This is a genomic window from Enterocloster clostridioformis, assembly GCF_020297485.1.
GTDB classification, from domain to species: domain Bacteria; phylum Bacillota; class Clostridia; order Lachnospirales; family Lachnospiraceae; genus Enterocloster; species Enterocloster clostridioformis.
On record NZ_JAIWZC010000001.1, the window covers coordinates 2,844,301 to 2,868,900 of the forward strand.

The 24,600-nt window shown below is 50.7% G+C and carries 19 protein-coding genes, 11 tRNA genes and 3 rRNA genes; 3 read left to right on the top strand and 30 right to left on the bottom strand.

Annotated features, from left to right (window positions below):
* Positions 1-129 precede the first annotated feature (129 nt).
* From LA360_RS14320 to LA360_RS14375, 12 genes are all read right to left on the bottom strand, one after another.
* The gene (locus tag LA360_RS14320; protein ID WP_022203521.1) at positions 130-1,632 is read right to left on the bottom strand and encodes a lactate racemase domain-containing protein; all 1,503 of its coding nucleotides are present in this window, start codon (positions 1,630-1,632) and stop codon (positions 130-132) included.
* 52 nt (positions 1,633-1,684) lie between these two features.
* Positions 1,685-2,524, bottom strand: a complete 840-nt coding sequence (locus tag LA360_RS14325; RefSeq protein ID WP_022203520.1) for a triose-phosphate isomerase family protein — start codon at positions 2,522-2,524, stop codon at positions 1,685-1,687.
* A complete protein-coding gene (locus tag LA360_RS14330; protein ID WP_022203519.1) occupies positions 2,521-3,714 on the bottom strand; it encodes a diphosphate--fructose-6-phosphate 1-phosphotransferase in 1,194 nt (397 codons plus the stop codon). The genes LA360_RS14325 and LA360_RS14330 overlap by 4 nt, the downstream gene beginning before the upstream one ends.
* Positions 3,715-3,738: 24 nt before the next feature.
* Positions 3,739-4,656: a class II fructose-bisphosphate aldolase gene (locus tag LA360_RS14335; RefSeq protein WP_022203518.1), complete on the bottom strand. Its 918-nt coding sequence runs from the start codon at positions 4,654-4,656 to the stop codon at positions 3,739-3,741.
* A 40-nt stretch (positions 4,657-4,696) separates the two neighbouring features.
* Positions 4,697-5,551 carry a class II fructose-bisphosphate aldolase gene (locus tag LA360_RS14340; protein ID WP_022203517.1) on the bottom strand — a complete coding sequence of 285 codons (855 nt, stop codon included), beginning with the start codon at positions 5,549-5,551 and terminating at the stop codon, positions 4,697-4,699.
* 13 nt (positions 5,552-5,564) lie between these two features.
* On the bottom strand, positions 5,565-6,581 hold the full coding sequence (locus LA360_RS14345) for a zinc-dependent alcohol dehydrogenase (RefSeq protein WP_022203516.1): 1,017 nt from the start codon (positions 6,579-6,581) through the stop codon (positions 5,565-5,567).
* 4 nt (positions 6,582-6,585) lie between these two features.
* Entirely contained in the window at positions 6,586-7,383 is a 798-nt protein-coding gene (locus LA360_RS14350) for an SDR family NAD(P)-dependent oxidoreductase (protein ID WP_057571995.1), read from the bottom strand.
* Between the two features lie 4 nt (positions 7,384-7,387).
* Positions 7,388-8,146, bottom strand: a complete 759-nt coding sequence (locus LA360_RS14355; RefSeq protein WP_057571994.1) for an ABC transporter ATP-binding protein — start codon at positions 8,144-8,146, stop codon at positions 7,388-7,390.
* Between the two features lie 73 nt (positions 8,147-8,219).
* Positions 8,220-8,981: an ABC transporter ATP-binding protein gene (locus tag LA360_RS14360; RefSeq protein WP_002587498.1), complete on the bottom strand. Its 762-nt coding sequence runs from the start codon at positions 8,979-8,981 to the stop codon at positions 8,220-8,222.
* Positions 8,969-9,754 (bottom strand): ABC transporter permease, encoded by a 786-nt coding sequence (locus tag LA360_RS14365; RefSeq protein ID WP_002587497.1) that lies wholly within the window; start codon positions 9,752-9,754, stop codon positions 8,969-8,971. Before LA360_RS14365 ends, LA360_RS14360 begins: the two co-directional genes overlap by 13 nt.
* Before the next feature lie 15 nt (positions 9,755-9,769).
* On the bottom strand, positions 9,770-10,603 hold the full coding sequence (locus tag LA360_RS14370) for an ABC transporter permease (protein WP_002587496.1): 834 nt from the start codon (positions 10,601-10,603) through the stop codon (positions 9,770-9,772).
* 20 nt (positions 10,604-10,623) lie between these two features.
* Entirely contained in the window at positions 10,624-11,787 is a 1,164-nt protein-coding gene (locus LA360_RS14375; RefSeq protein WP_022203512.1) for an ABC transporter substrate-binding protein, read from the bottom strand.
* 437 nt (positions 11,788-12,224) lie between these two features.
* Here LA360_RS14375 and LA360_RS14380 point away from each other — a divergent pair, with 437 nt between their 5' ends.
* The 3 genes from LA360_RS14380 (at position 12,225) to LA360_RS14390 (ending at position 14,890) form a co-directional block, all read left to right on the top strand.
* A complete protein-coding gene (locus LA360_RS14380; protein ID WP_022203511.1) occupies positions 12,225-13,295 on the top strand; it encodes a LacI family DNA-binding transcriptional regulator in 1,071 nt (356 codons plus the stop codon).
* A gap of 3 nt (positions 13,296-13,298) precedes the next feature.
* The gene (locus tag LA360_RS14385) at positions 13,299-14,180 is read left to right on the top strand and encodes an aldose 1-epimerase family protein (RefSeq protein ID WP_022203510.1); all 882 of its coding nucleotides are present in this window, start codon (positions 13,299-13,301) and stop codon (positions 14,178-14,180) included.
* A 368-nt stretch (positions 14,181-14,548) separates the two neighbouring features.
* Positions 14,549-14,890, top strand: coding sequence for a sporulation initiation factor Spo0A C-terminal domain-containing protein (locus tag LA360_RS14390; RefSeq protein ID WP_022203509.1), 342 nt, complete (start codon positions 14,549-14,551; stop codon positions 14,888-14,890).
* Positions 14,891-15,038: 148 nt separating this feature from the next.
* Here the strand turns inward: LA360_RS14390 and LA360_RS14395 are convergent.
* From LA360_RS14395 to LA360_RS14480, 18 genes are all read right to left on the bottom strand, one after another.
* Positions 15,039-15,118, bottom strand: a tRNA-Leu gene (locus LA360_RS14395).
* A gap of 12 nt (positions 15,119-15,130) precedes the next feature.
* A tRNA-Leu gene (locus tag LA360_RS14400) sits at positions 15,131-15,214 on the bottom strand.
* Between the two features lie 41 nt (positions 15,215-15,255).
* Positions 15,256-15,328 (bottom strand) — tRNA-Val (locus tag LA360_RS14405).
* A gap of 36 nt (positions 15,329-15,364) precedes the next feature.
* Positions 15,365-15,438, bottom strand: a tRNA-Asp gene (locus LA360_RS14410).
* 45 nt (positions 15,439-15,483) lie between these two features.
* A tRNA-Ile gene (locus LA360_RS14415) sits at positions 15,484-15,557 on the bottom strand.
* Positions 15,558-15,599: 42 nt separating this feature from the next.
* Positions 15,600-15,672, bottom strand: a tRNA-Thr gene (locus tag LA360_RS14420).
* A 19-nt stretch (positions 15,673-15,691) separates the two neighbouring features.
* Positions 15,692-15,763, bottom strand: a tRNA-Glu gene (locus LA360_RS14425).
* Positions 15,764-15,800: 37 nt separating this feature from the next.
* Positions 15,801-15,873 (bottom strand) — tRNA-Asn (locus tag LA360_RS14430).
* Positions 15,874-16,024: 151 nt separating this feature from the next.
* Positions 16,025-18,914 (bottom strand): 23S ribosomal RNA (locus tag LA360_RS14435).
* Between the two features lie 269 nt (positions 18,915-19,183).
* Positions 19,184-19,256 (bottom strand) — tRNA-Ala (locus LA360_RS14440).
* 6 nt (positions 19,257-19,262) lie between these two features.
* A 5S ribosomal RNA gene (gene rrf, locus LA360_RS14445) occupies positions 19,263-19,380 on the bottom strand.
* A gap of 65 nt (positions 19,381-19,445) precedes the next feature.
* Positions 19,446-20,977, bottom strand: a 16S ribosomal RNA gene (locus LA360_RS14450).
* Together the 16S, 23S and 5S rRNA genes with 9 tRNA genes alongside form the textbook arrangement of a ribosomal RNA operon.
* 376 nt (positions 20,978-21,353) lie before the next feature.
* Positions 21,354-22,214: an MBL fold metallo-hydrolase gene (locus tag LA360_RS14455; protein ID WP_022203003.1), complete on the bottom strand. Its 861-nt coding sequence runs from the start codon at positions 22,212-22,214 to the stop codon at positions 21,354-21,356.
* On the bottom strand, positions 22,211-22,552 hold the full coding sequence (locus LA360_RS14460) for a DUF1330 domain-containing protein (protein ID WP_002586581.1): 342 nt from the start codon (positions 22,550-22,552) through the stop codon (positions 22,211-22,213). Before LA360_RS14460 ends, LA360_RS14455 begins: the two co-directional genes overlap by 4 nt.
* A gap of 81 nt (positions 22,553-22,633) precedes the next feature.
* Positions 22,634-23,209, bottom strand: a complete 576-nt coding sequence (locus tag LA360_RS14465; RefSeq protein ID WP_022203002.1) for a TetR/AcrR family transcriptional regulator — start codon at positions 23,207-23,209, stop codon at positions 22,634-22,636.
* A 71-nt stretch (positions 23,210-23,280) separates the two neighbouring features.
* Positions 23,281-24,054, bottom strand: coding sequence for a hypothetical protein (locus LA360_RS14470; protein WP_022203001.1), 774 nt, complete (start codon positions 24,052-24,054; stop codon positions 23,281-23,283).
* A gap of 320 nt (positions 24,055-24,374) precedes the next feature.
* A tRNA-Gly gene (locus LA360_RS14475) sits at positions 24,375-24,446 on the bottom strand.
* A 27-nt stretch (positions 24,447-24,473) separates the two neighbouring features.
* A tRNA-Pro gene (locus LA360_RS14480) sits at positions 24,474-24,548 on the bottom strand.
* Between the last annotated feature and the right edge of the window lie 52 nt (positions 24,549-24,600).

Consider the following 24,600-nt stretch of genomic DNA (forward strand, 5'->3'; position numbering starts at 1 on the left):
TATTCAAATATCGCGCTTCTATTCTAATCGAAATTGAACGGACTGTACAATTTAAAATAACTAAGATGGAAGCCGTGTTTATAGCTTAATTCTATAACAATGCCTCTTTATTCGGTTTTCCTGTAACGTTTATACCATCTGCCCATGCATATGGCACGCGCACCCGCAGTCCTCCTGCCCCTTGCCTTCATACGCCTCATCCTTCATCATCAGATGGACCGCGCCCAGCTTAAAGGTCTGGGGAAGGGCCAGGATATTGGGATTTTGTCCAACAAACTTTTTCTTTGCGTCAGCCAGTGCTTCCTCAATGGTGGCCCTGGTTTTAAGGCCCATCCCTCTGGCATAGCCCGGTTCCTGGGCGCCGCACAGATAGATGGCGGAGGTATTCATTTCCGCTATATGGCCGCAGCTAATCATGGAGAAGCCGTGAAATGGGTGGAACGCATTGCAGTAACGGTATTTTCTGATATATTCCTCATTGGTTGCAAAGTATTCGCCGTACCGGTTCATGTCCGGCAGGGTGTTCATAAAATCATGCTGGAACATATCATACATTTCCCTGGTGTAAGGCCACAGCTCATCGTGGAAATAACCGCTGCACAGGGAGGAACAGATAATCACACAGTTATCGCTCATAATGCGCTTATGCCGGATGACCTGGGCCGAGATGGCCTGCATCAGCATAATGGGATTGGTGCCCATGCCCTCGCCGTAGTGGAAGAACTGGGGCATACCGAATATCATCACATCATACTTCTTTTCGGCCCACGGCACATAGGTCCTCTTATCCGCCGTAATCCAGGAATGGGGCTGCATGACTTTGGCATATCCGCTGTTAATCTCTATCTGGCGGGACTTGGTGTCCAGCACGGCGTCGCAGCAGAAAAACTTCTTTCCCATGCACTTTTCCATATACTGGCCAATCTCATCAAATTTCGTCCTCATAAGCGACTTTCCGCTGACCGGAGTAAAATCCTTCCGGTGCATGACCTCAGGCACATGGTGGGAGGCAATGGAACGCCAATGGGTGATGCCTGTGGCGCAGTGCTTATATCCCCCGGAGTAGCCGCCGTAGGGATTGCCCTGGGTGTGCCCGATGAGGATTGCCACGTCGCTGTCATACACATATTTGTTCATGAGCACCGGGTCGCCGCGGTCCGTGGTGCCCAGGTCCACCAGATGCTCATAATCCTCGCTGTCATGGTTGATAATCTGGTGTGAGTGCCAGAACTCGTGGAACAGCTCATCCCCAAGAATGTTGTAGATTTCCGCCTCCGTGTTCTTACGGTGAAGTCCGTTGGAACAGATTAAAAGGATGTCCTTCTTCTCCACTCCCGCGTCGTACAGCTCCTTCAGTATCAATTTAATAGATATTTTCCTGTGGGAAGTGGGCTGTTCCCCTCCTTTTACCCTATCCGGGAAAATAATGGTCACCTTGGATCCCTTATGGGCCAGCCTGGACAGCGGCTCCATTCCCATGGGATTGCGTATGGATTCCAGGGTCTTTTCCACCAGCCGGTCCTCCGGGATACAGGGCGGGTCTGCCACAGTCTCGCCGGGTATGAACACATCGGTGTTGTCCGGAAGCTCTGCCGCCATAAGCCCCGCGCCATATTCAAATGATAACTTCATATGATAATCCTCCTGTGATTTTCCTGTGATTTTCAATTGTGTTCCAAACGCTTCAGTCCTGTTCCAGATAGGTGCGCACGATCTCCAGATATTCCTCCGGATAGAATCCAATTTCTCCCTGGAACCTGGTGAGGGCAATCAGGCCGCCGTCCATGACCGGAACCGAAGCCAGCATCCTGGCGTTGTCCGTTTTAAGGCCGCCTCCATAGACCACATCCATTCCTCCGGTCATTTCCTTAATATAGGAACCAATCTTCGTGATATATGCTTCATCCGGCGGTGTCTTGCCTGGTCCGATGGCCCATATGGGTTCATAGGCAATGACCACCTTCTCCTTATCCACATCCTTAAGCCCTGTCTCCAGCTGCGATTTCAGCACTTCCTGCCATTGTTCCTGCTCCCCGGCCGTTTCCCCGATACAGTAGATCACGGTAAGGCCGGCCTGGATTGCCGCCTTGATTTCCTGATTCAGCAGCCTTCCCACTGCGCCTTCATCCGTGACTCCGGCCTCCTTTAGAATTCCGGCCTTATCCTTTCGCTCCTCGCAGTGGCCGATGATAACGGAACTGCATCCCATTGCTTTAGCTGCGTTGGCAGTGCGGTTGGTGGTAAATGCGCCGAAATTGCCGTTTTCAGCCGTATCGTCCCTGTACACTCCCTGGCAGCCAATCTTAACCGGGCTGTCCTCACACAGGGCTTTTACCGCCGGAATCAAATGGGCTTCCGGGAAATACATGACGAACTCCACATCTTCTGCGCCGTACGCCTTCAGCTTTTCCTGGGTATTCTGCACAATGTAGCTCCCCCATTCCTCCATGGGCGCCACACCGTTGACCCCTCCGTACTCCCTGGGTATATCGAACCGTTTCAGGTTCAGAAATATGTGTTTCATTTTCCCACTCCCATCTTTTCATACTCTTCTTTAAAATCCACAAAATCCCTCAGTTCGGGTCCAATCAGCGGCCTGCACCATTCCAGAAACGCGCCGGTTACATCATTGCCCCTGTCATTTATGTATTCATCCGGCAAAACCCGCTCATGGAGCATCACCTCTTTGATGGGTATGGCTGAGGTATGGACATGATACCCGCCATCCTCATTTTCATCCCGTATAAGTCCAATCATGACGCCGCTCCCGCCGGCCATGGCTGTACGCAGCGCTTCCCTGCCGGCCAGAACTGCCTCTTCCCGGTCCACAGGAGACTGCCAGGCTATGGACGCCCTTCCGCAAAGGCCGGGCTTCTCGCTCCTGGCCTTAATTCCCAGCTTCTGTATGACCAAATTCGCCAGATAAGCGCTGACATCCCCATAATAGGCGGCTCTCCCCGCCTTAAAAACAGGTGGCACAATGGGTTCCCCTTTTTCATTCTTAAGCCCCTCGCTGGCAACCACCACCACGCCTCCCTTTTCTTCGTAAAGGCGTTTCACATCCTCCAGGAATTCCTCCTCATGGAAGGGACGCTCCGGCAGATAAATCAGATGGGGCGCATCCCCCGGCTTCTTCCTGGCCAGGGCGGATGCAGCCGTTATCCATCCGGCGTTGCGGCCCATGGCTTCCATGACGCACACATGGATGGGCAGGGCCCTGACATCCGCGCCCACCTCTGCCGTGGAAGCGGCGATAAACCTGGCCGCGCTTCCATATCCCGGTGTATGGTCTGTTATGGCAATGTCGTTGTCAATGGTCTTGGGAATTCCCACCACATAGATGTCCTCTCCCCTGCATGCCTCAAAGATACGGCCGCAGGTGTCCATGGTCCCGTTTCCGCCGTTCAGGAGCACATACCGGATCCCATGCTTCCTGAAGATTCCCGCCATGGCATCATAGTCCTCCTGTTCCAGGGCATACCGGGAGGAGCCGATTGCGGTGGCCGGCGTCTGAAGCAAAAGGCTCAGCTTCTCCTCCGGAACCTGCATCAAATCCAGAAAATTCTCCTTCAGGATTCCTCCGCTTCCGCCAATTGCCCCGTACACCTTCCCTATGCTGCCGGATTTCTTGGCTTCCTCCACCACGCCGTACAGGGAAGCATTGATAACAGCCGTGGGGCCGCCTCCATGGACCACCAGAACATTTGCCGACATTGCCTTTACCACCTTTCTCATTTATTATATCTGCATTTTCTTATAGCGCTCAGCCATCTCCTCCAGGGAAACCTGTTCCACCAGAGGCGCTTTGCCGTAGGAGCCAAACTGTACGATGAGGGTGCCCACCACTTCCTTCACGCCCCGCTCAATACAGTCTGTTATGGCTGGCGTATCCTCATCCGGTATGGCGCCGGTCAGCGTACCTCCCAGCCCGTTAATTTCATTCACAATATATTCCGGAACCGTGGACGATCCATGGGATACCAGGGCCCCGAAAATCCCCTCGTGGTTCAGGAACTCCCTTATGGCCACCGCAATCTCCTTGCGCAGCTTTACATCCTTTCCCTTGGAGGCCCCGTGCATGATTCCATAGGATATGGCCAGTGCGTCCACACCGGTCTTGCGGAAAAATTCAACCGCCTTCAGGGGATTGGTATAAGTGGAACCCTCTGAAAACACATGGTCCTCCACTCCGGCCAGCACTCCCAGCTCCCCTTCCACGCTGACGCCTCTTGCATGTGCGTATTTCACCACTTCCCGGGTCAGCTCCACATTTTCATCAAAGGCAAGGGACGACCCGTCAATCATCACAGAGGTGTATCCCCCTGCAATGGCAGCCGCGCAGGAATCAAAATCCCGCCCGTGGTCCAGATGAAGGACAATGGGGATAGGGCTGTCCTCCCCATATTTCTTTACGGCCCTGGCAATATTTTTGGCGCCCTTTTTCTTATCCTCCAGGGTTGCGTTCATAAAGTCGCATCTTCCCCCCATGAAGCCGTTTGCCAGGTCAGCTCCCTGCAATATGGCAGCGGAGCGGAACATCTCATGGACCCCGATGGCGGCCTTTGCCTGGGCCACCGCGTTGACGTTGAAAGCGCCCTGGGCAAATCCATGTTTAACAGAAGCCTCCATGAGAGGTCTTAAAGGAATCAATGTCATATTTTACCTTCCTTTTCCGGCGTTTTATCACTGGACAGGGTCACGCCCTTTCCTGGGATCCTGCCAGCCGGATAATATCTTTAATGTCTTCGCGCAGCCGCAGTTCCGCATACTGTGATAATTTCCAGGCGTGGCCCTGGTCCTTACCCTCAGCCAGCCCCTCTTTCAGATAGTTCACATACTGGCAGCGCACCTGGGTACCAAAATTAATCTTGGCCACTCCGCTGTCAATGGAACGCTTCACCAGTTCCTCATCCATACCCGTGCATCCGTGAAGAACAAAGGGGATATCCGTAAATTTCCTGCACTCCTCCAGCACCTCCGCCCGGATATCCACAGGCCCGTTGTAAAACCCGTGGGCATTACCGATGCCGATGGCCAGTGAATCGGGATGGCAGAGCTTAAGATACTGTCTCACCACATCCGGGTCCGCGATGTTGGATGCACCCATCTTATTTCCCTTGTCATCCAGACGGCACAGCTCTCCGATTTCCGCCTCCAGGGGCACGCCAAAGGACCTGCACACCCTGGCCACCGCCTCTGTGGCAGCTGCATTTTCCTCCACTGGCAGGGCGGAACCGTCAAACATAATAGAGGTAAATCCCAGCTTCAGCATCTCCATACAGCGCTCAAAGCTGTCTCCATGGTCCAGATGGATTGCAACCGGCACAGATACCTTGGCGGCCATCCATTTTGCCGTCTCATAAAACCAGTCATGGCCTGAATAAGCCCCTGTATTCACATAGTGGGCCAATATGACCGGGGAGCGAAGCTCCTCCGCGGCCATGCACACGGCCCGTATGATGTCATAGGTTCCTCCCTGGGTATTGATAGCGGGAACCGCATAATGTCCTTTATAGGCATTCTGAAGCATTTCATAAGTGGTTGTCAGCATGCTATTCTCCTTCTCAGATGTTCACGATGACTTTCAGATAATCGGACGGGGACTGAATCATGTCCTTTATGGTATCCTCCACCTGGTCCAGTTCAATCATTTTTGTTATAATTGCGTCCGTGGGTACCCTGCCCTCGTTTACCAGACTGATTGCCTCCGGAAACTTTCCGTTGGAATTCCTGGACGGGCACACGTCAATTTCCTTCTGCATCAGGCGTACCGTGTTAATCCGCACCGGGTCATGAGGCCATCCCACCAGGGCAGTCCTTCCTCCATGGCACACGTAATTATGCATGTTCTCCAGAATGACCGGAGCTCCTGTACAATCAATCATGGCCTCAGGCAGCTTGCCGCCTGTCACCTCCCGCAGATACTCCTCCACATTTCCATCCCCGGAATTAAAGGTGCATGGTACCCCCAGCTCCTTTGCGTAATCCAGACGCTTTTGCAGCACATCCACCAGTATGGGGGTCGCGCCGTAATTGATGCAGGCAAATGCAGCCATAAGGCCGATGATGCCGGCTCCGAACACGGCGCAGTGCTCCCCCTTTGATACCCTGGCCCTGGCGGCCCCGTGAAGGCCGATGGTTAAGGGTTCCACCAGGGCTGCATGGGTAAAGGTCAATTCATCGGGAAGCTTATATAAAAGCTGCACCGGATGAAGGAAATACTCGGACATCATGCCGTCCTTATGTACGCCGCACACATGCAGGTCCGCGCAGTTATTGAAGCGCCCCGCCGCGCACATATGGCACTTATTACAGGGCACATAGGGTTCCAGGGCCACCCGGTCGCCCGGCTTTAACCCTTTGTCATTCTCCCCGATTTCCTGAATGACTCCCACGCCCTCATGGCCCAGCCCGTTAATGGGATAGCGCATGGTGGGGTTCACCCCCCTGTAAGCAGTCACGTCCGAACCGCAGATACCGCACATTTCCATTTTTATGATTGCCTGTCCTTCTTTCAGCTCCGGCATGGGCAAATCCTTTATCACCAGGTTTCCTGGCTCCGGCAGACATAATACCTGCATGTTTTCAATCCTCCTCATTCTCTCTGATATAGTCAAGTGCATGGGGCATGATGCCCAGGGACCAGCCTCCGTCGGCAAATATCACCTGGCCCACAATGTAGTCCGATTCTTTACAGGCAAGGAAACTGGCCAGACTGGCAATTTCCTCTGTCTTTCCGAAACGTCCGACGGGCGACACGGACAATATGGCCTCCTCATCCAGTATTCCTGATTTAAGGGGCTTTTCCACCATCTCCGTCCGAATCCAGCCCGGAGCAATGGCATTTACCTTGATGTTATACAGGGCCCACTCTGCTCCCAGCTGCTCTGTCAGCAGATTCACAGCTCCCTTTGTGATGCCGTAGGGCACCCGGCCCACATTAATCATCCTGGTGTTTCCGGAGGAGATATTGACAATGCTCCCTCCCCCGTCCCGTCTCATATAAGCTCCCACTGCCTGGCAGCAGAACAGCGGAGCCTTCATGTTGATGTCGATTACCTCGTCCAGCACTTCCTCCGCCAGCTTAAGGGTGGGACAGGGACGGGCCACGCCCGCACAGTTTACCAGTATATCAATATGCCCGTATGTTTCATGTACATAATCCGCCATGGCGAATATCTGCCCTCTGTCCCGCAGATTAATCTGATAAAACTCTGCCGTGGGGCCGATGTCCATGGCAGCCTTTCTGCCCTCTTCCTCCAGCACGTCTGCTATGACCACCCTGGCTCCTTCATCCGCATATCTGGAAGCAATTCCAAACCCGATTCCTCTGGCTCCGCCTGTCACGATGGCTGTCTTTCCATTTAACCGTCCTGATTCCATATCTCTACCACCATTTAATCTTGTCTGTTATATAGTTTCGGTACTCAATAAACCGTGAGGATGTGATATTCCTGGGTCTTGGCAGGTCAATCCGTACCTCCTCCTTTATTTTAGCCGGTTTGTTGCTGAGAATCAGCACGCGCTCCGCCAGATACACGGCTTCCTCTATATTGTGGGTGATGAATACCACCGTGCTCCCCAGCTCCTTCCACAGGCGTATGACCTCATCCTCCAGATAAAATCGCATCTTCACATCCATCTGTCCATAGGGCTCATCCATCAGCAGCAGGTCCGGCTGCATGGCAAAGGAACGTCCGATGATGATTCTCTGCTCCGCTGATACGGACAGCTCACCCGGATACGCCTTCCTGAACTCCCAAAGTCCCATCAGGTCCAGTATCTGAGCCACCCTGCGGTCGATTTCAGCCTTGGGGATTCTCTTAATCTTAAGTCCATAGGCCAGGTTATCCTCCACGGTCAGCCACGGAAGGGCGCTTGGCTCCTGAAACACAAAGGAAATGTTATGCTTGCGTGGGTCCGCAGGGACTCCGTCTATATACAGGTCGCCCTCACTGGGCATATGAATCCTGGTAAGGCAGTTTAAAAACGTGGTCTTTCCGCAGCCTGTAGGCCCCACTACACACACGAACTCGCCTTTGCGGATGTTAAATGACATATTATCCAGCACCAGCAGGTCGCCGAATCGCTTTGTAAGATTCCTGACCTCGACTTTTATGGGCCGGGTATCCTCTCTCTCAGGCATTCTTGTCCTCCTATCCAACCGTTCAGACGGCCCATCCTCTTTCCCGGTTTACCCGCCGTCTGAACTGTTACCATTAAATTGCTAAATCAGTGTTGTCGGAAATAACCGTACGCAGCTTCAGGAATTCCTCGCTTACCATATCCCTTGGCCTCGGTATACTGATGGGATATACCTCCTTTACAGTGGCCGGGCAGTCGCTGAGAAGGATAATTCTGTCTCCCAGATAGCAGGCTTCCTCTATATTGTTGGTGACGAATATGACGGTACGCTTTTCCTTTTCCCAGATTCTTAAGATTTCCTCCTGCATCTGGTACCGGGTCTGGGCATCCAACTGTCCAAAGGGCTCGTCCATGATTAACAGCTTGGGGTCCGCCGCATACGCCCTGGCGATTCCCACCCTCTGCTTCATGCCGCCTGACAGCTGGGTGGGATAGGATTTCTCAAATCCCTTAAGGCCCACCAGCTCTATGTAATGCTGTGCAAGCTCCCTGCGCTGTCCCTTGGACATTCCGCGGAATTTAAGGCCCAGCTCCACATTTTCCATAACCGTCTTAAAGGGCATCAGGGCCAGCTTCTGGAACACCATGCTGATTTCCGGGTTTACGCCCTTCCACTCTCTGCCGTTGTACACAACCGTTCCCCCGGTCTGCTGCTCCAGCCCCGCGATGATATTGAGCAGAACGGTCTTGCCGCAGCGCCCCGGCCCCAGGATTACCAGAAATTCGCCGTCGTTCACATCAAAGCTCACATCTTTTATGGCTGTAAAATATCCCTTGTCGCTGAAAAACGTCTTGGATATCCCATTTATTTCCATTCGTTTGTTTAGTTGTTCCACGGGCACACCACCTTCTCAAGTTTTTGAAGCCCCAGTGACAAAAGGGCGCCAATAATTGCAATGGTTATGACAGAGACAAGTACCAGGGCCATATCGCTTCCCTGCCAGCCTCTGGTCACCAGTGCTCCCAGTCCTTTCCGGGCGCCTAGCATCTCGGCCGCCAGTACCGTTGTCCAGCCTGAGCTGACCGAGGTGCGGATTCCCGCAAAGATGGAGGGCAGGGCAGTGGGGATAACGATATCCGTCAGTATCTGCCTGTTATTTCCGCCAAATACATGGCCTACATCCAAATTAATTTTATCCACCATCTCAATTCCCGTGGAGGTGTTGATGACTAACGGCACAAAGGTTCCGATAAACACCAGCAGTACCTTTGGAAATTCACCGATGCCGAACCACATGATTACAATGGGAATCCAGGCAATGGGCGGAATGGGGCGGATGACCTCAAATATGCTGCCAAAAAATGCCTTGCATTTCTTATTCCATCCAATGAGAATGCCAAAGGAAATACCAAAGGCCCACGCGATAAGCAGTGCCATGAGTACACGCCTTAAGCTGGCCCATGCGTGTCCTGCCAGGGAGGTCTTTGCAATGGGTTTGGTAAATGTTTTCACAAAACGCGCCCATACGTCAGCCGGAGCAGGCATCAGCTCCGGGCGGCTGTCCGAGAACAAGACCCAGCCCACGGCAATCATCAGGATTGCCAATACAGGCAGGCCGTAGTACAGGACGTTTCTCAATGTTTTCTGCTGTTTGCTTGCTACATCCATATTCCTTACTCCCTCCTACCTGTTTACCTTCCAGCGCAGGAAATATTTTTCTGCCCTGGACAAAAATCCTGAAAGAATGGCTCCGATGGCGCCAATCACCACCATACCCACGATTACAATATCCGGACGGGCCACGGTACGGCCAATCTGAATCATGTATCCCAGTCCGGCGCTGGCTGCCAGCATCTCCGCCGCCACCAGGGTGGACCAGGAATTTCCCAATGCCACGCGGATTCCGGCAAATACCATGGGAAGGGAGGAAGGTACCCCCACTTTCCAGAATATCTCCGCATTGGAGGCCCCAAAGGTCCTGGACACATTGATCAGCGTCTTGCTGGTCAGCTTTATGCCTGTGTAGGAATTGATGACACAGGGCACAAAGGCGGTAAAAAAGATGATGAGCGCCTTTGCCTTCAGGCCAATTCCCATCCACACCACTACCAGGGGTATCCAGGCAATGGGGGGAACCGGCCTCACCAGTTCAAAGATGGGGCGGATAAAACGGTCCGCATAGGTCCACCAGCCCATGACCAGTCCCAGGGGAACGCCGATGATGATGGCCGCCAGGAAACCGGATAAGGCAACCTGGAGACTGGCCAGTATATTCACCCAAAGGACGTTGCCGTCCGGGGCCTTATTCGCAAACTTATACATCAGGGTCTCAAAAATCTGAGTGGGCGCGGGAAGCATCCTTTCATTGACAAGACCCACACTTACTACCAGCTGCCACACGGCCAGCAGCGTAATGATGCCTGCCGCGCTTAACAGGGCGTAATTCAGGCCTTCCTTTGATTTCTGCTTTTTCCACTCCAAAAGGCCAGCCTCTAATTTCTCATTTCCAGTTGCCATATCGGTATCTCAACTCCTTTTTAATTTGCGGTTTCGGTCAGTACCTCATTTAACAGCTTTCCATCCGTATGTCCCACGAATCTCTCCTGGTCGCCTTCCTTGTAGTTGCCCACGCTGATGAAGAAATCAAGTACGTCCAGAAGTCTCTGGTCCAGAACCGTATTGTCGGAACCCTCTTCCTTGTCATTCAGCATGCCGCATGCCTCATAAAGGGTGTAATATGTATCGGCCTCCAGATATTTTGCGGTTGTCTCCCTGTCCATGGAGCTTCCGTTCTCATCATTCATGTCCACACAGTAGTCAATGGCCTTTTCCTTGTTCTCCTTCATCCAGTCCATGGTCTTAAAGTACACCTCCATGAATACCTTCATGGCCTCGTATTTATCCGGATCCGCGTAGCTGTTCTTATTTGCCACAAAGCTGCACATCAGACCGGAGTCAGCCATGGGACCGCTGGCCACAGGCGTATACTTATCGGATTCGGCCAGCATCTTGAAGGTGCCGCCAGATCCTGTCAGTACGCACACGTCGCCTTCGCCGGCCAGAAATGCGCTGTAAGCCGTTGCCGGGTCCATGGCGATGAAGTTCACGTCGTCAACCGTAAGTCCAAAGCCTTCCAGTACCTTAATCAGCACATACTGGGTAACGCTTCCCGTGTTGCACAGGATGGATTTTCCCTTCCAGCTGTCCGCGTCCCCGTAAATTTCATCACTCAGGTTGTTATGTCCCTGGCCGGCTTTCACGATATCCGAATCATTCCTGGCAAATACATACTGTGTTCCGTCATCCGTATTGCCGGATCCAAGGACCAGCGCATCGTATCCCAGAACACCTGCGAACACGCCGCCCACGCCGGTACAGCCGATATCCCATCCGTCAGATGAAAGGGATTCCATCTGCACCGGGCCGTTGGTGAACAGCACTTCCTCAATATCCAGTCCCTTTTCCTTATACCATCCTTCCTGCTCCGCTATGTAGATAGGAAGATAATTAAGGCTGCCTCCAATGCCAGACACCGTAAGCTCATAGCTCTTGTCCGCTGTTTTGCCGTCACCTGCTCCCGATGCCTGAGCCTGTGTATCCGCCTTCTTGGAATCCGAACCTGCCCCGCAGCCTGATACCAGTCCGGCACACATAACTGCTGCCATCGTGACTGCCAATGTCTTTACTAATGATTTTCTCATAACGTTTGACCTCCTGTCCCCAAATGGTTCTCTCATTTTTGCTACATGTTTTGCGTAATAAACAGCCGCCTTTACCCTTTATAAAAGTTGTATATTTTTTTCTTTCTTTCTGTTAAATAGTTAACATTTAAACCATTCAAACATTATGTATTCACGATACATTATTTATTTTTGACTATTTATTACCCAACTTGCAAAGTCATTATAGCAATATGACCATTTCAAGGCAAGGCAATTCAAACCAAACGTTTGCGTACCAAACTCCCTTGAAAAACCATTGATATACTTTGATTATCCCCCCTTTCCCTCCATTTTCTCCGATATTTTTTACGCAAACGTTTGTGTATTATTTTATAGTAATCCATATTCATTTTTTGTATACTTAAAGCAAATAAATGAGTCATTTGCTTGAAATGCCCCAGAAGAGGAGGCTAGACATGACATTAAAAGAAATCGCCCGGGAAGCAGGGGTATCCATCTCCACTGTCTCCCGGGTCATAAACAAAAACAGCACCAATGTTGCCAGCAAGGAGGTCCAGGACCGCATCTGGGAGATTGTCCGGCGCACCGGCTATACCCCAAACGCCACGGCCCGCAGCCTGAAAACAGGGGCGGCTAAAGCCGTTGACGCTCCCACCCGCTCCATTGCCTGCCTTTACGCCAGGGCCGAAGATTCCAACTCAGACCTTTTTTTCTCCACGCTGGCCCGCAGTATTGAAAAGGAAGCCTTCAAGCACAACTACGTATTAAAATACTCCTTTACCGCCATCGACATACACCACCCCAATACATTCCGTCTCATAACGGATAACCATGTGGACGGCGTAGTGGTTCTGGGCCGGTGTGACAAACAGACACTAAGCTTTTTAAAGAAATATTTTAACTGCGTGGCCTACACAGGTCTCAACCTGTTAGAGGCCAAGTACGACCAGGTAATCTGCGACGGGTATCAGGCCAGCCTGGCTGCCATGAATACTCTCATCGGCCTGGGACATACAAGAATCGGCTTCATAGGGGAAACACAGTTTGAGGACAGGTACACCGGCTACTGCGCTGCCCTAAGCGCCCACAATCTGCGTCCGGCTAAATCCTATATCGTCAACGTCCCCCTGTCCTCCGAGGGAGGATATAAAGGGGCCAAGGAGCTTCTGTCCCGCAAAACGGATGTGTCCGCCGTGTTCTGCTGCAATGACAACACGGCCATAGGCGCTATGAGGGCCATCAAGGAAGCCGGTCTGGCGATTCCGGACGACCTTTCCGTCATCAGCATCGACGACATAGACACGGCCCAGTATCTCTCCCCCATGCTCACCACCATCCACATACCGGTGGAAGAAATGGGACAGATGACAGCCAAAATCCTCATTGACCGGATTGAGGAAGGCCACAAGCTTCCCATCAAAATAAACCTTCCCTTCTATCTGGCAAACCGGGAAAGCTGCGCCCCCTGCTCCGAAAAAACGTCCGCCGCAGAACACGAACAAACAATATCAAGAAAAGAGGAATAAACCATGCTGATTACAATTAAGGATTCCAGGATAACTGCTGTCATTGACTCCACAGGCGCCCAGCTTATTTCCCTGAGGGACGCTTCCGGCCGTGAATACATCTGGCAGCGCGACCCAAAATACTGGAAAAAGTGTTCCCCTCTCCTGTTTCCCGTGGTGGGCAACTGCCGGAATGACAGGACCATACTGGAGGACCGCATATACGCCATCGAAAAACACGGCTTCTGCCGTGAAAGGGACTTTGACGTGTCACAGGAGACCTCATCAAAGGCAGTGTTCTCCATGGGTGACACGCCGGACACACACAAAGCATATCCCTACGCCTTCCGCCTCTCCCTGGCATATGAGCTGAAGGACGGCATGCTGTTCATGAAATACCAGGTGGAAAACAGGGACCAGCGCGACATGTGGTACGCCATTGGCGCACATCCGGGATTTAACTGTCCCATGGAGGAGGGCTATGCCTTTGAAGATTACCAGCTGGTATTTGAAAAGGAGGAAAACACTGTCAGCATACCCTATGATTTGGACCAGCTCCACTTTGCCCCCTCCAAGACAGGTACCACGCTAAAGGGCAGCATCCTGTCCCTGAGCCGGGAAATGTTTAAACATGATGCTGTATTCTTTGACAGGCTGAATTCCCGGGCCGTATCCATCCTCAATCCATCCACCGGACGCGGCGTGGAGGCGGGATTCCCCGGCTTTGAAACCGTTGCCTTCTGGACCTTGTGCCCGGAACCGGCCCCTTACCTCTGCGTAGAGCCCTGGAACGGCTCCGGCATCTATGAGAATGAGGACGACCAGCTCTCACATAGGCATCACATACAGCGTCTCTGTCCTGGGGACAGCTGCAGCTATGTCATGACCATACGAATACTGGAATGATTTTCTGAGCAATAAAATAGTGATAATATGAAACCGGCCCCGCATTCTATTTTCCTGAATGCAGAGCCGTTTTTTAACCTTAAGTTTCTTCCGGTCTCAACTTATTTTTGACACAGTACCCGCGTATGCCGTCATACGCGCGGATCCGCCTCTGCCAGAAGAGATAGATTTAACCCTTTACTTTTGCTATACTCAGTTATATCCAATACCTCCCTTTATCCCCTACTATTTTACACGCGAATTTCCCCGGCCAATCCTTCGACATTTAGCGACATAATTTATCGTTTTTTGTCGTCCTGTCCAACTTGATAAACCCCCCATCCCCGGTTTAACTTTACAGGAGTCAAACGATATCGGGAGGAATCATCATGAAATACGAAAGAGAAACCTGCAACCTGCTCCGGCGCCTCGGAGTCAACAACTCCTACGTGGGGTTCCGCTACACAGTATATGGTGTCATCCGCGCTATTGCCAATCCGGAGCTGCTTATCTACATCTCCAAAGGACTCTACGTGGAAATATCCGCGGAATATCATACGTCCATTGGCTGTGTGGAGCGCAATATACGCACCATTATCAGCACCATATGGCTGCATGGAGACCGGCAGCTTCTGAATCAGGTCTTCGGCTTCGAGTTGGAACAGAAGCCCCGAAACGGCGCCTTCATAGATGCGCTCTCGCATTATGTTGTAGAACACTATTACGACTGATTTTACAAAATCATAAGGGAGAAGAGAATACAGGCCCGGTAACCATCGGGTCTGTTTGCTGCGCTCATATACCATTACCGGCAGCTTCCCATCTATGGTGTTTTTATTGGAAACAAAAAAAGCCCTGCAGATACAGGACTCTTACGTATGCGGCTAACAGGACTCGAACCTGCACGGTTTCCCAATGGGACCTAAACCCATCGTGTCTGCCAATTCCACCACAGCCGCAAATATAAAAAATGCGGGTGGCCGGACTTGAACCGGCACGGTATCGCTACCGAGGGATTTTAAGTCCCTTGTGTCTGCCTATTCCACCACACCCGCAGATTGCTACATGACACAGCCATATGCAGATATAAAACAAATGGGGCCTACAGGGCTCGAACCTGTGACCCTCTGCTTGTAAGGCAGATGCTCTCCCAGCTGAGCTAAGACCCCAAATTGCATATGTTGTATCGCATTATAAAATGCAAACGACCCGGAACGGGTTCGAACCGTCGACCTCCGCCGTGACAGGGCGGCGCTCTAACCAGCTGAGCCACCGGGCCATTATTTAGATGATATAGTTCTCATTCTGCTTTAGTTAGGAAGAGTGGACCTTCGGGGACTCGAACCCAGGACCGACCGGTTATGAGCCGGTTGCTCTAACCAACTGAGCTAAAGGTCCGAACTATATAATCTCTAACATTGTTTACTGTTGTACAGTAAAAGCCGATGATCGGACTCGAACCGATAACCTGCTGATTACAAATCAGCTGCTCTGCCAATTGAGCCACATCGGCATATCATAAACTGGTCAAATGACCCCAACGAGATTCGAACTCGTGTTACCGCCGTGAAAGGGCGATGTCTTAACCGCTTGACCATGGGGCCTGAATAAGGTAGTGGTCGCCATGGACTTCCACTAAAACTCCCCGAGTAGGACTTGAACCTACGACAGCGCGGTTAACAGCCGCGTGCTCTACCGACTGAGCTATCGAGGAATAATGATACGCTTATTGTACTTTGCGATGACCAAATCATTATACAATAACTTTGCCAAAATTTCAAGCACAATTATAACATTTTACGTACCCTCAAAACCGCATATTGAATTCCGATTGCTTCACAAACCAACTTTTTCCCTTAACCTTTTTGGATAAGCCCTCGACCGATTAGTATTAGTCAGCTACGTACATTACTGCACTTCCACCTCTAACCTATCTACCTCGTCGTCTTCAAGGGGTCTTACTCGCTTTCGCGATGGGATATCTCATCTTGAGGGGGGCTTCACGCTTAGATGCCTTCAGCGTTTATCCCGTCCAGACTTGGCTACCCTGCCATGGCCTTGGTAGGCCAACAGATACACCAGCGGTCTGTCCATCCCGGTCCTCTCGTACTAAGGACAGCTCCTCTCAGATATCCTGCGCCCGCGCCGGATAGGGACCGAACTGTCTCACGACGTTCTGAACCCAGCTCGCGTACCGCTTTAATGGGCGAACAGCCCAACCCTTGGGACCTGCTACAGCCCCAGGATGCGATGAGCCGACATCGAGGTGCCAAACCACTCCGTCGATGTGAACTCTTGGGAGTGATAAGCCTGTTATCCCCAGGGTAGCTTTTATCCGTTGAGCGATGGCAATCCCACTTTCATACCACCGGATCACTAAGTCCTACTTTCGTACCTGCCCGACCCGTCGGTCTCGCAGTCAAGCTCCCTTATGCCTTTGCACTCTCTGGATGGTTTCCAACCATCCTGAGGGAACCTTTGAGCGCCTCCGATACCCTTTCGGAGGCGACCGCCCCAGTCAAACTCCCCGCCTGACATTGTCCCCCGCCCGGCTCACGGGCGCAGGTTAGAAACCCAATATCGCAAGGGTGGTATCCCAACATTGGCTCCACACAGACTGGCGTCCATGCTTCTCAGCCTCCCACCTATCCTGTACATGCAATACCGAATCCCAGTATCAAACTGGAGTAAAGCTCCATGGGGTCTTTCCGTCCTGGCGCAGGTAACCAGCATCTTCACTGGTATTTCAATTTCACCGGGTGCATTGTTGAGACAGCGCTCAAATCATTACGCCTTTCGTGCGGGTCGGAACTTACCCGACAAGGAATTTCGCTACCTTAGGACCGTTATAGTTACGGCCGCCGTTTACTGGGGCTTAAATTCAAAGCTTCGCTTGCGCTGACCTCTCCTCTTAACCTTCCAGCACCGGGCAGGCGTCAGCCCATATACCTCACCTTACGGTTTTGCATAGACCTGTGTTTTTGCTAAACAGTTGCTTGAGCCTATTCTCTGCGGCCACATCTCTGCGGCACCCCTTCTCCCGAAGTTACGGGGTCATTTTGCCGAGTTCCTTAACAATGCTTCTCCCGCCGGCCTTAGGATTCTCTCCTCATCTACCTGTGTCGGTTTACGGTACGGGCATGTATCACACGATAGCGGCTTTTCTTGACAGCCGGAATCACACACTTCGCTACTTTTGTTCGCTCCGCGTCACGTATTCGGATTGCACGGCGGTTTTTCCAGCCGTACTCCTACCACGCTTGCCCCGGTATTCCCATTCCCGGGATGTGCTGTCCTTCTGTGTCCCCACAGTTCTGATGATACACGGTACAGGAATTTCAACCTGTTGTCCATCGGCTACGCCTCTCAGCCTCGCCTTAGGCCCCGACTTACCCAGAGCAGATCAGCTTTACTCTGGAAACCTTGGATATTCGGCCTGGAGGATTCCCACCTCCATCTCGCTACTCATTCCGGCATTCTCTCTTCTCAGCACTCCACGGCTCCTTACCGGTACCGCTTCTCCGTCCTGAGAATGCTCCTCTACCAATGTCTTACGACATTCCTAAGCTTCGGTGTTGTGTTTCAGCCCCGGACATTTTCGGCGCAGGACCTCTCGACTAGTGAGCTATTACGCACTCTTTGAATGTGTGGCTGCTTCTGAGCCAACATCCTAGTTGTCTTTGAAATCCCACATCCTTTTCCACTTAACACACACTTTGGGACCTTAGCTGTAGGTCTGGGCTCTTTCCCTTTTGACTGCCCAACTTATCTCGTGCAGTCTGACTCCCATACATCATTTACGCGGCATTCGGAGTTTGATATCCCTTGGTAAGCTTTGACGCCCCCTTAGGAATTCAGTGCTCTACCTCCGCTAAACTAATATGAGGCTAGCCCTAAAGCTATTTCGAGGAGAACCAGCTATCTCCGGGTTCGATTGGAATTTCTCCCCTATCCACACCTCATTCCCACCCTTTTCAACGGATGTGGATCCGGTCCTCCACGGAATTTTACTTCCGCTTCAACCTGGACATGGATAGGTCACCCGGTTTCGGGTCTGCCTGTACTGACTTGACGCCCATTTGAGACTTGGTTTCCCTTCGGCTCCGAGCCTTAAGCTCTTAACCTTGCCAGTACCGGCAACTCGCCGGACCGTTCTACAAAAAGTACGCGGTCGCACCTTAACGTGCTTCCACAGCTTGTAAACACAGGGTTTCAGGTTCTTTTTCACTCCCCTCCCGGGGTCCTTTTCACCTTTCCTTCACAGTACTATGCGCTATCGGTCACTAAGGAGTATTTAGCCTTGGAGGGTGGTCCCTCCTACTTCCCACAAGGTTTCTCGTGTCTCGTGGTACTCTGGATCCTGCTGCTTCCTATTGCTTTCGTGTACGGGGCTTTCACCCTCTCCGGCCTGACTTCCCAGACAGTTCCACTAACAATTCGGTTCACGTACGCAGTCCTTAACCCCAGCATGCACGCACGCTGGTTTGGGCTCTTCCCATTTCGCTCGCCGCTACTTTGGGAATCGATGTTTCTTTCTCTTCCTCCGGCTACTTAGATGTTTCAGTTCACCGGGTTCCCCCTGCATGGCTATGGATTCACCATGCAGTGACTGAGGTTTGCTCAGCCGGGTTTCCCCATTCAGATATCTCCGGATCAAAGGATATTTGCTCCTCCCCGAAGCTTTTCGCAGCTTATCACGTCTTTCATCGGCTCTTAGTGCCAAGGCATCCACCCTGCGCTCTTTATAGCTTAACCAAAATGATTCCCCGCGGCGGGTTGCTGCGGTTCCTCTCACGTCCATAGCGTTGGACGCTTTGGTTCTAGGTTTGTTTATAAACGCTTTCGCATTTACAAGTTTGTTTCTTCCATACAATCTCTTGTATGGCCTCGGATGTCTTGATATTCTGATTTTGAATATTCAATTCATTTTTATTCAATATGCGGTTTTCAAGGTACGTATGGCATGCTTCCGTCACTTCCGAGGTTTCCGGTTTAGCCTTCTTCCTCACAGTCACTTCAGCAAATGGAGATGGAGAGATTCGAACTCTTGACCCCCTGCTTGCAAGGCAGGTGCTCTCCCAACTGAGCTACACCCCCATGGAAATCTGGCACCCACCTGCTCTCCCATGCCGTCTCCAGCATAGTACCATCGGCCGCTTAAGTCTTAACCATCGTGTTCGGGATGGGTACGGGTGTTTCCCCTAAGCGCATCGGCACCAGAATTTCTTTGTGTCCTTTTCATTGAACACTAGACAGTATCTAAAACCCTTACTTCTTCTTCCTTAGAAAGGAGGTGATCCAGCCGCACCTTCCGATACGGCTACCTTGTTACGACTTCACCCCAGTTACCTGCCCCGCCTTCGGCAGCTCCCTCCTTTCGGTTGGGTCACTGACTTCGGGCGTTGCTGACTCCCATGGTGTGACGGGCGGTGTGTACAAGACCCGGGAACGTATTCACCGCGACATTCTGATTCGCGATTACTAGCGATTCCAGCTTCGTGTAGTCGGGTTGCAGACTACAGTCCGAACTGGGACGTTATTTTTGGGATTTGCTCCACATCACTGTCTCGCTTCCCTTTGTTTACGCCATTGTAGCACGTGTGTAGCCCAAATCATAAGGGGCATGATGATTTGACGTCATCCCCACCTTCCTCCAGGTTATCCCTGGCAGTCTCCCTAGAGTGCCCGGCTCTACCTGCTGGCTACTAAGGATAAGGGTTGCGCTCGTTGCGGGACTTAACCCAACATCTCACGACACGAGCTGACGACAACCATGCACCACCTGTCTCCCCTGTCCCGAAGGAAAGGCCGCGTTACCGGCCCGTCAGGGGGATGTCAAGACTTGGTAAGGTTCTTCGCGTTGCTTCGAATTAAACCACATGCTCCACCGCTTGTGCGGGTCCCCGTCAATTCCTTTGAGTTTCATTCTTGCGAACGTACTCCCCAGGTGGAATGCTTACTGCGTTTGCGGCGGCACCGAAGGGCTTTGCCCCCCAACACCTAGCATTCATCGTTTACGGCGTGGACTACCAGGGTATCTAATCCTGTTTGCTCCCCACGCTTTCGAGCCTCAACGTCAGTTATCGTCCAGTAAGCCGCCTTCGCCACTGGTGTTCCTCCTAATATCTACGCATTTCACCGCTACACTAGGAATTCCACTTACCTCTCCGACACTCTAGCAAAACAGTTTCCAAAGCAGTCCCAGGGTTGAGCCCTGGGTTTTCACTTCAGACTTGCTTCGCCGTCTACGCTCCCTTTACACCCAGTAAATCCGGATAACGCTTGCCCCCTACGTATTACCGCGGCTGCTGGCACGTAGTTAGCCGGGGCTTCTTAGTCAGGTACCGTCATTTTCTTCCCTGCTGATAGAGCTTTACATACCGAAATACTTCTTCACTCACGCGGCGTCGCTGCATCAGGCTTTCGCCCATTGTGCAATATTCCCCACTGCTGCCTCCCGTAGGAGTTTGGGCCGTGTCTCAGTCCCAATGTGGCCGGTCACCCTCTCAGGTCGGCTACTGATCGTCGCTTTGGTGGGCCGTTACCCCGCCAACTGGCTAATCAGACGCGGATCCATCTCACACCACCGGAGTTTTTCACACACTGCCATGCGGCACTGTGCGCTTATGCGGTATTAGCAGTCATTTCTAACTGTTATCCCCCAGTGTGAGGCAGGTTATCCACGCGTTACTCACCCGTCCGCCACTCAGTCAATCAAGATTCCATCCGAAAACTTCATCTTAATTGCTTCGTTCGACTTGCATGTGTTAGGCACGCCGCCAGCGTTCATCCTGAGCCAGGATCAAACTCTCATGTTCAAAAGTTGATTCCAGGTTTTCAGACTACTTAGCTTGGCTAGTTATCTTTAACCTTCATTACTTGGTTTTGTTCTGAATTTTCTCAAATCCTAAGGTCTAAACCAGACCTTTTGTTTTTAGAATTTTCAGGGTTTTACATACTGTCTAATCTTCAATTATCAAGGTTCTTTGTTGTCGTCTTGTTCAGCAGCAACTTTTATATCCTATCACAGTCGCTTGTGTTTGTCAACAACTTTTTTCATTTTTTTCTTTCTTACTCTCTTGCGCTTTTGGTACTCACCGCAGCGCAAGAGATATCTTACCAGATGCTTCAGCAAATGTCAACAGATATTCTCAACTTTTTTCATTTTTTGCGTTTTTCCATATCCAGGCCCTCTCAATCCCTATGATTTTCCTGGTTTAACCGGCTTAAATCCGATATGACAGAACGCATAAACATGGGATTCTTCTTATATTCAGCCATACTGCTTTCCTCGCATATGGATTCAAATAGCTTTTGAGGACTTTCTTTCTGCATTCGCCCCCTGTACGCCTCTGTACACTCCCTGATTTTAGAGATTCTTGAACGCCCGCCATGAATCATGTGCATTCCTGTCCTTCTGTCGTAGACCTTATCCCACGCAGGACAATACAGGTCAACCTCCTCCAGTCCTTCCAGACGCCTTAATGTTGCTTCGCTGGCATGAGAGTTTTCATAAATCAGAGCATCCGACGGATCCGGAATGGCATCTCCGGTAAAAAGGATTTTCTCCTCCCTGTAATAAAAGCACAGTGATTCCCTGGAATGACCGGGTGCTCCTATTACCTGAATGGTAATTCCGGGTTCCAGATACAGCAGGTCCCCGTCTGACAGGATATTGTCCACCGGAACAGAACCATCCACCAGACCATAAAAGCCAGGTATGGGCCGCTTCTCATATTGCAGGTCTATATCTTCAATCCAATCCCTCTCCCCCCTGCTGGCATATACGCAGCAGGAATACCTTTCCTTTATGGATTTTAGGGCTCCAATATGATCCGGATGGGAATGGGTCAACAGTACAGCATTTATATTTTCTCTGTTTTTTCCAAATTTATGTATATATTCCCCAATTTTTTTATCACATCCTTTTACTCCCGTATCTACCAGGTAACAGCCCTCCTTTCCCATTATAATATACACATATACATACCTCGCGATTTCAGGTGTAACATTAAACTGAATGAGCAGCTGATGAACTCTGTCATATATTTTCATCCCATTTTCCCCTCTCTTTTATCCCTGTCATCCCCATACATTTCACCGGCCGTGATAATGACAGCCTGGCTATCCACTGTATTTTCCCTTTTACTCATGATCCTTCTGTATTCCTCTGAAGAAAAACACCGGTCTATGCTCTCCCTGTCCGGAAACCATATCATAATAAAGCGGTCCGGACGCCAGTCTTTCCCCATATATTCAATCCCTTCGCTTCTCACCACATACCTCCCTCCGTGTTTCTCCACTATAGGCCTGACCAGTTTTATGTAATCGTCATAATCTGCCCGGTCTTTTCCTGGCTCCAGGGATACAGAAATAATAAAGTAGCAGCTCACTTTTTCTCCCTTCTTTGCAAGTGAACACTTGCATATCTGATAAAAATAAATGGCACCGCATGGTACCATATATTTTTATGTTTACTTGGCCACTCCATGGATAAATGCATCTACCATTTTTACAATATACTCATCTGCCTCCATCTCAGTCAAACCGCCGCCAAAGGAGGCCTTAAAAAATACAAATCCAAAATTTAAGGATAAAAACATCATCGCCATGTTCTCGTAATCATCCGATATAAGCTTTCCCTTATCATACATTTTTCTGAGATATTCCATAACACCGGTTTTAAAGACCAGAGGAATGGCTAAGATTCCTTCCCTTGTATCTTCCGCCAGCTCCGGCGTACGCAGTCCCAGAGAGAGCTTGACAAACTCCGGCGTGACCTTTTTCATGTAAATGCGGGCAAATTGGCATAGATCCTCTGTCAGATTCCCCGTCTCATTCTTAAAGTCTTCCGGTTCCAAATCCGGATGCCATCTTTTCTGTTCCATGGCCTGAAGCACAATTTCCTTCTTTCCCTTAAATTTTCTAAAGATGGTACACTCGTTCACTCCGGCACGTTTGGCAATATCCTTTGTAGTGGTAGCTGTATATCCTCTCTCCACTACCAATTCCATAGCTGCATCTATAATATTCTGTCCTGTCTGGTCCATATCACCCTCCCGCAAAAGCAAGTTTACACTTGCATTATACAGTAATCTCTTCCTTCTGTCAAGACCGCCTGTCACAAAAAGGCCAAGCTGTTCATTATTCCATCCGTATCCAGGGGCGAAATAACGCCGCCGAATATGACCATCTGCACTCTGCCTCCACTGATTCTGGCATAAACCTTCAAAAATCCCGGTATGCCCAGGGAAGATGCATCCATATAGTGATAACAGTACCAAGAGCCGCTGGCAAGATGACTGGCTTTCTTGGACTGGGGTGCCCCCAACTCCGCTTCCACAGCTGTATCCAGTACTCTTTCCTGGTATGTATATACCAGTTCTGCATATCCTCCAAAGTCCGCCAGTGATTCCGACATGATACAGATAAGGCTGCTGCCGTCCACACTGGTCATATAGATTCCCCTCTCATCAGAGGAATGAAATACAAACCCACCGGGAACAGTGACAACCACATTGTCAATCTGCTTTATTGCGCTGCTGTCCTGGCTCTGTTCCTGCACCCGAATCTGTTCCTGAGTCTGTACCACGCCGCCCTCAATCCATGCCCCCTGTGCGTCAACGCTGTATCCATCCGGTGTCTGAACGCTCTGGAGGCAGTAACCGTCCTCATTAAAATAGTAACATTTTCCATCTATCCAGGACCATTCGCTTTTTAAATACGTGCCATTCTCATTCTGGTACCACCAGCCGGTATCATCCTGCCTCCACTGGCCTGCCAACGCACTCATGCTCACAGCCGCAGTGGCAAATAACACCGCAATTACCATCTTCCAGCACCTTTTCCTATCAGCTGCTCTCTTATTAGTTACTCTCATTTCAGTTACTCTCATTTCAGTTACTCTCATATCAGCTTCCCTCCCTTAGTCTTATACTTCCAATATACTTCTCTTTTCCAGGGACAAGAACCTAGTATAACTCGATTTTAATAAGTTTACATTATTATCCTGAAAACCAAGGGAAACGTGCGCCCAAAGCACGGACACGTAAGCCAAGAAATCAGATTACTACCAATGCTTAAATTGTAAGCTTATTTAAATCGAGTTATACTAGAATGAACTAAAATCATACTTTAAGATGGTAAATACAAAAACAAAAAAACCGGAGCACCTTGTAAAAAAATAAATACAAAGCTCCGGTTAAACAACAAAAAAGCGCGAGACGGGATTCGAACCCGCGGCCCCCACCTTGGCAAGGTGGTGCTCCACCCCTGAGCCACTCGCGCGTAAATGTTATTATTTTATTTTTAAAGTCGGGGTGACAGGATTCGAACCTGCGACCTCCTGGTCCCAAACCAGGCGCTCTAGCCAAGCTGAGCCACACCCCGTCATCACCGTGTACATAAATATATCACAGATGATATAAAATTTCAAGTACTT

What these genes read in the sequence shown, in the direction of transcription:
- LA360_RS14320 (WP_022203521.1), bottom strand. Translation starts at nt 1,632, where the DNA reads ATGAAGTTATCATTTGAATATGGCGCGGGGCTTATGGCGGCAGAGCTT.
- LA360_RS14325 (WP_022203520.1), bottom strand. Translation starts at nt 2,524, where the DNA reads ATGAAACACATATTTCTGAACCTGAAACGGTTCGATATACCCAGGGAG.
- LA360_RS14330 (WP_022203519.1), bottom strand. Translation starts at nt 3,714, where the DNA reads ATGTCGGCAAATGTTCTGGTGGTCCATGGAGGCGGCCCCACGGCTGTT.
- LA360_RS14335 (WP_022203518.1), bottom strand. Translation starts at nt 4,656, where the DNA reads ATGACATTGATTCCTTTAAGACCTCTCATGGAGGCTTCTGTTAAACAT.
- LA360_RS14340 (WP_022203517.1), bottom strand. Translation starts at nt 5,551, where the DNA reads ATGCTGACAACCACTTATGAAATGCTTCAGAATGCCTATAAAGGACAT.
- LA360_RS14345 (WP_022203516.1), bottom strand. Translation starts at nt 6,581, where the DNA reads ATGCAGGTATTATGTCTGCCGGAGCCAGGAAACCTGGTGATAAAGGAT.
- LA360_RS14350 (WP_057571995.1), bottom strand. Translation starts at nt 7,383, where the DNA reads ATGGAATCAGGACGGTTAAATGGAAAGACAGCCATCGTGACAGGCGGA.
- LA360_RS14355 (WP_057571994.1), bottom strand. Translation starts at nt 8,146, where the DNA reads ATGCCTGAGAGAGAGGATACCCGGCCCATAAAAGTCGAGGTCAGGAAT.
- LA360_RS14365 (WP_002587497.1), bottom strand. Translation starts at nt 9,754, where the DNA reads ATGGATGTAGCAAGCAAACAGCAGAAAACATTGAGAAACGTCCTGTAC.
- LA360_RS14370 (WP_002587496.1), bottom strand. Translation starts at nt 10,603, where the DNA reads ATGGCAACTGGAAATGAGAAATTAGAGGCTGGCCTTTTGGAGTGGAAA.
- LA360_RS14375 (WP_022203512.1), bottom strand. Translation starts at nt 11,787, where the DNA reads ATGAGAAAATCATTAGTAAAGACATTGGCAGTCACGATGGCAGCAGTT.
- LA360_RS14380 (WP_022203511.1), top strand. Translation starts at nt 12,225, where the DNA reads ATGACATTAAAAGAAATCGCCCGGGAAGCAGGGGTATCCATCTCCACT.
- LA360_RS14385 (WP_022203510.1), top strand. Translation starts at nt 13,299, where the DNA reads ATGCTGATTACAATTAAGGATTCCAGGATAACTGCTGTCATTGACTCC.
- LA360_RS14390 (WP_022203509.1), top strand. Translation starts at nt 14,549, where the DNA reads ATGAAATACGAAAGAGAAACCTGCAACCTGCTCCGGCGCCTCGGAGTC.
- LA360_RS14455 (WP_022203003.1), bottom strand. Translation starts at nt 22,214, where the DNA reads ATGAAAATATATGACAGAGTTCATCAGCTGCTCATTCAGTTTAATGTT.
- LA360_RS14465 (WP_022203002.1), bottom strand. Translation starts at nt 23,209, where the DNA reads ATGGACCAGACAGGACAGAATATTATAGATGCAGCTATGGAATTGGTA.
- LA360_RS14470 (WP_022203001.1), bottom strand. Translation starts at nt 24,054, where the DNA reads ATGAGAGTAACTGAAATGAGAGTAACTAATAAGAGAGCAGCTGATAGG.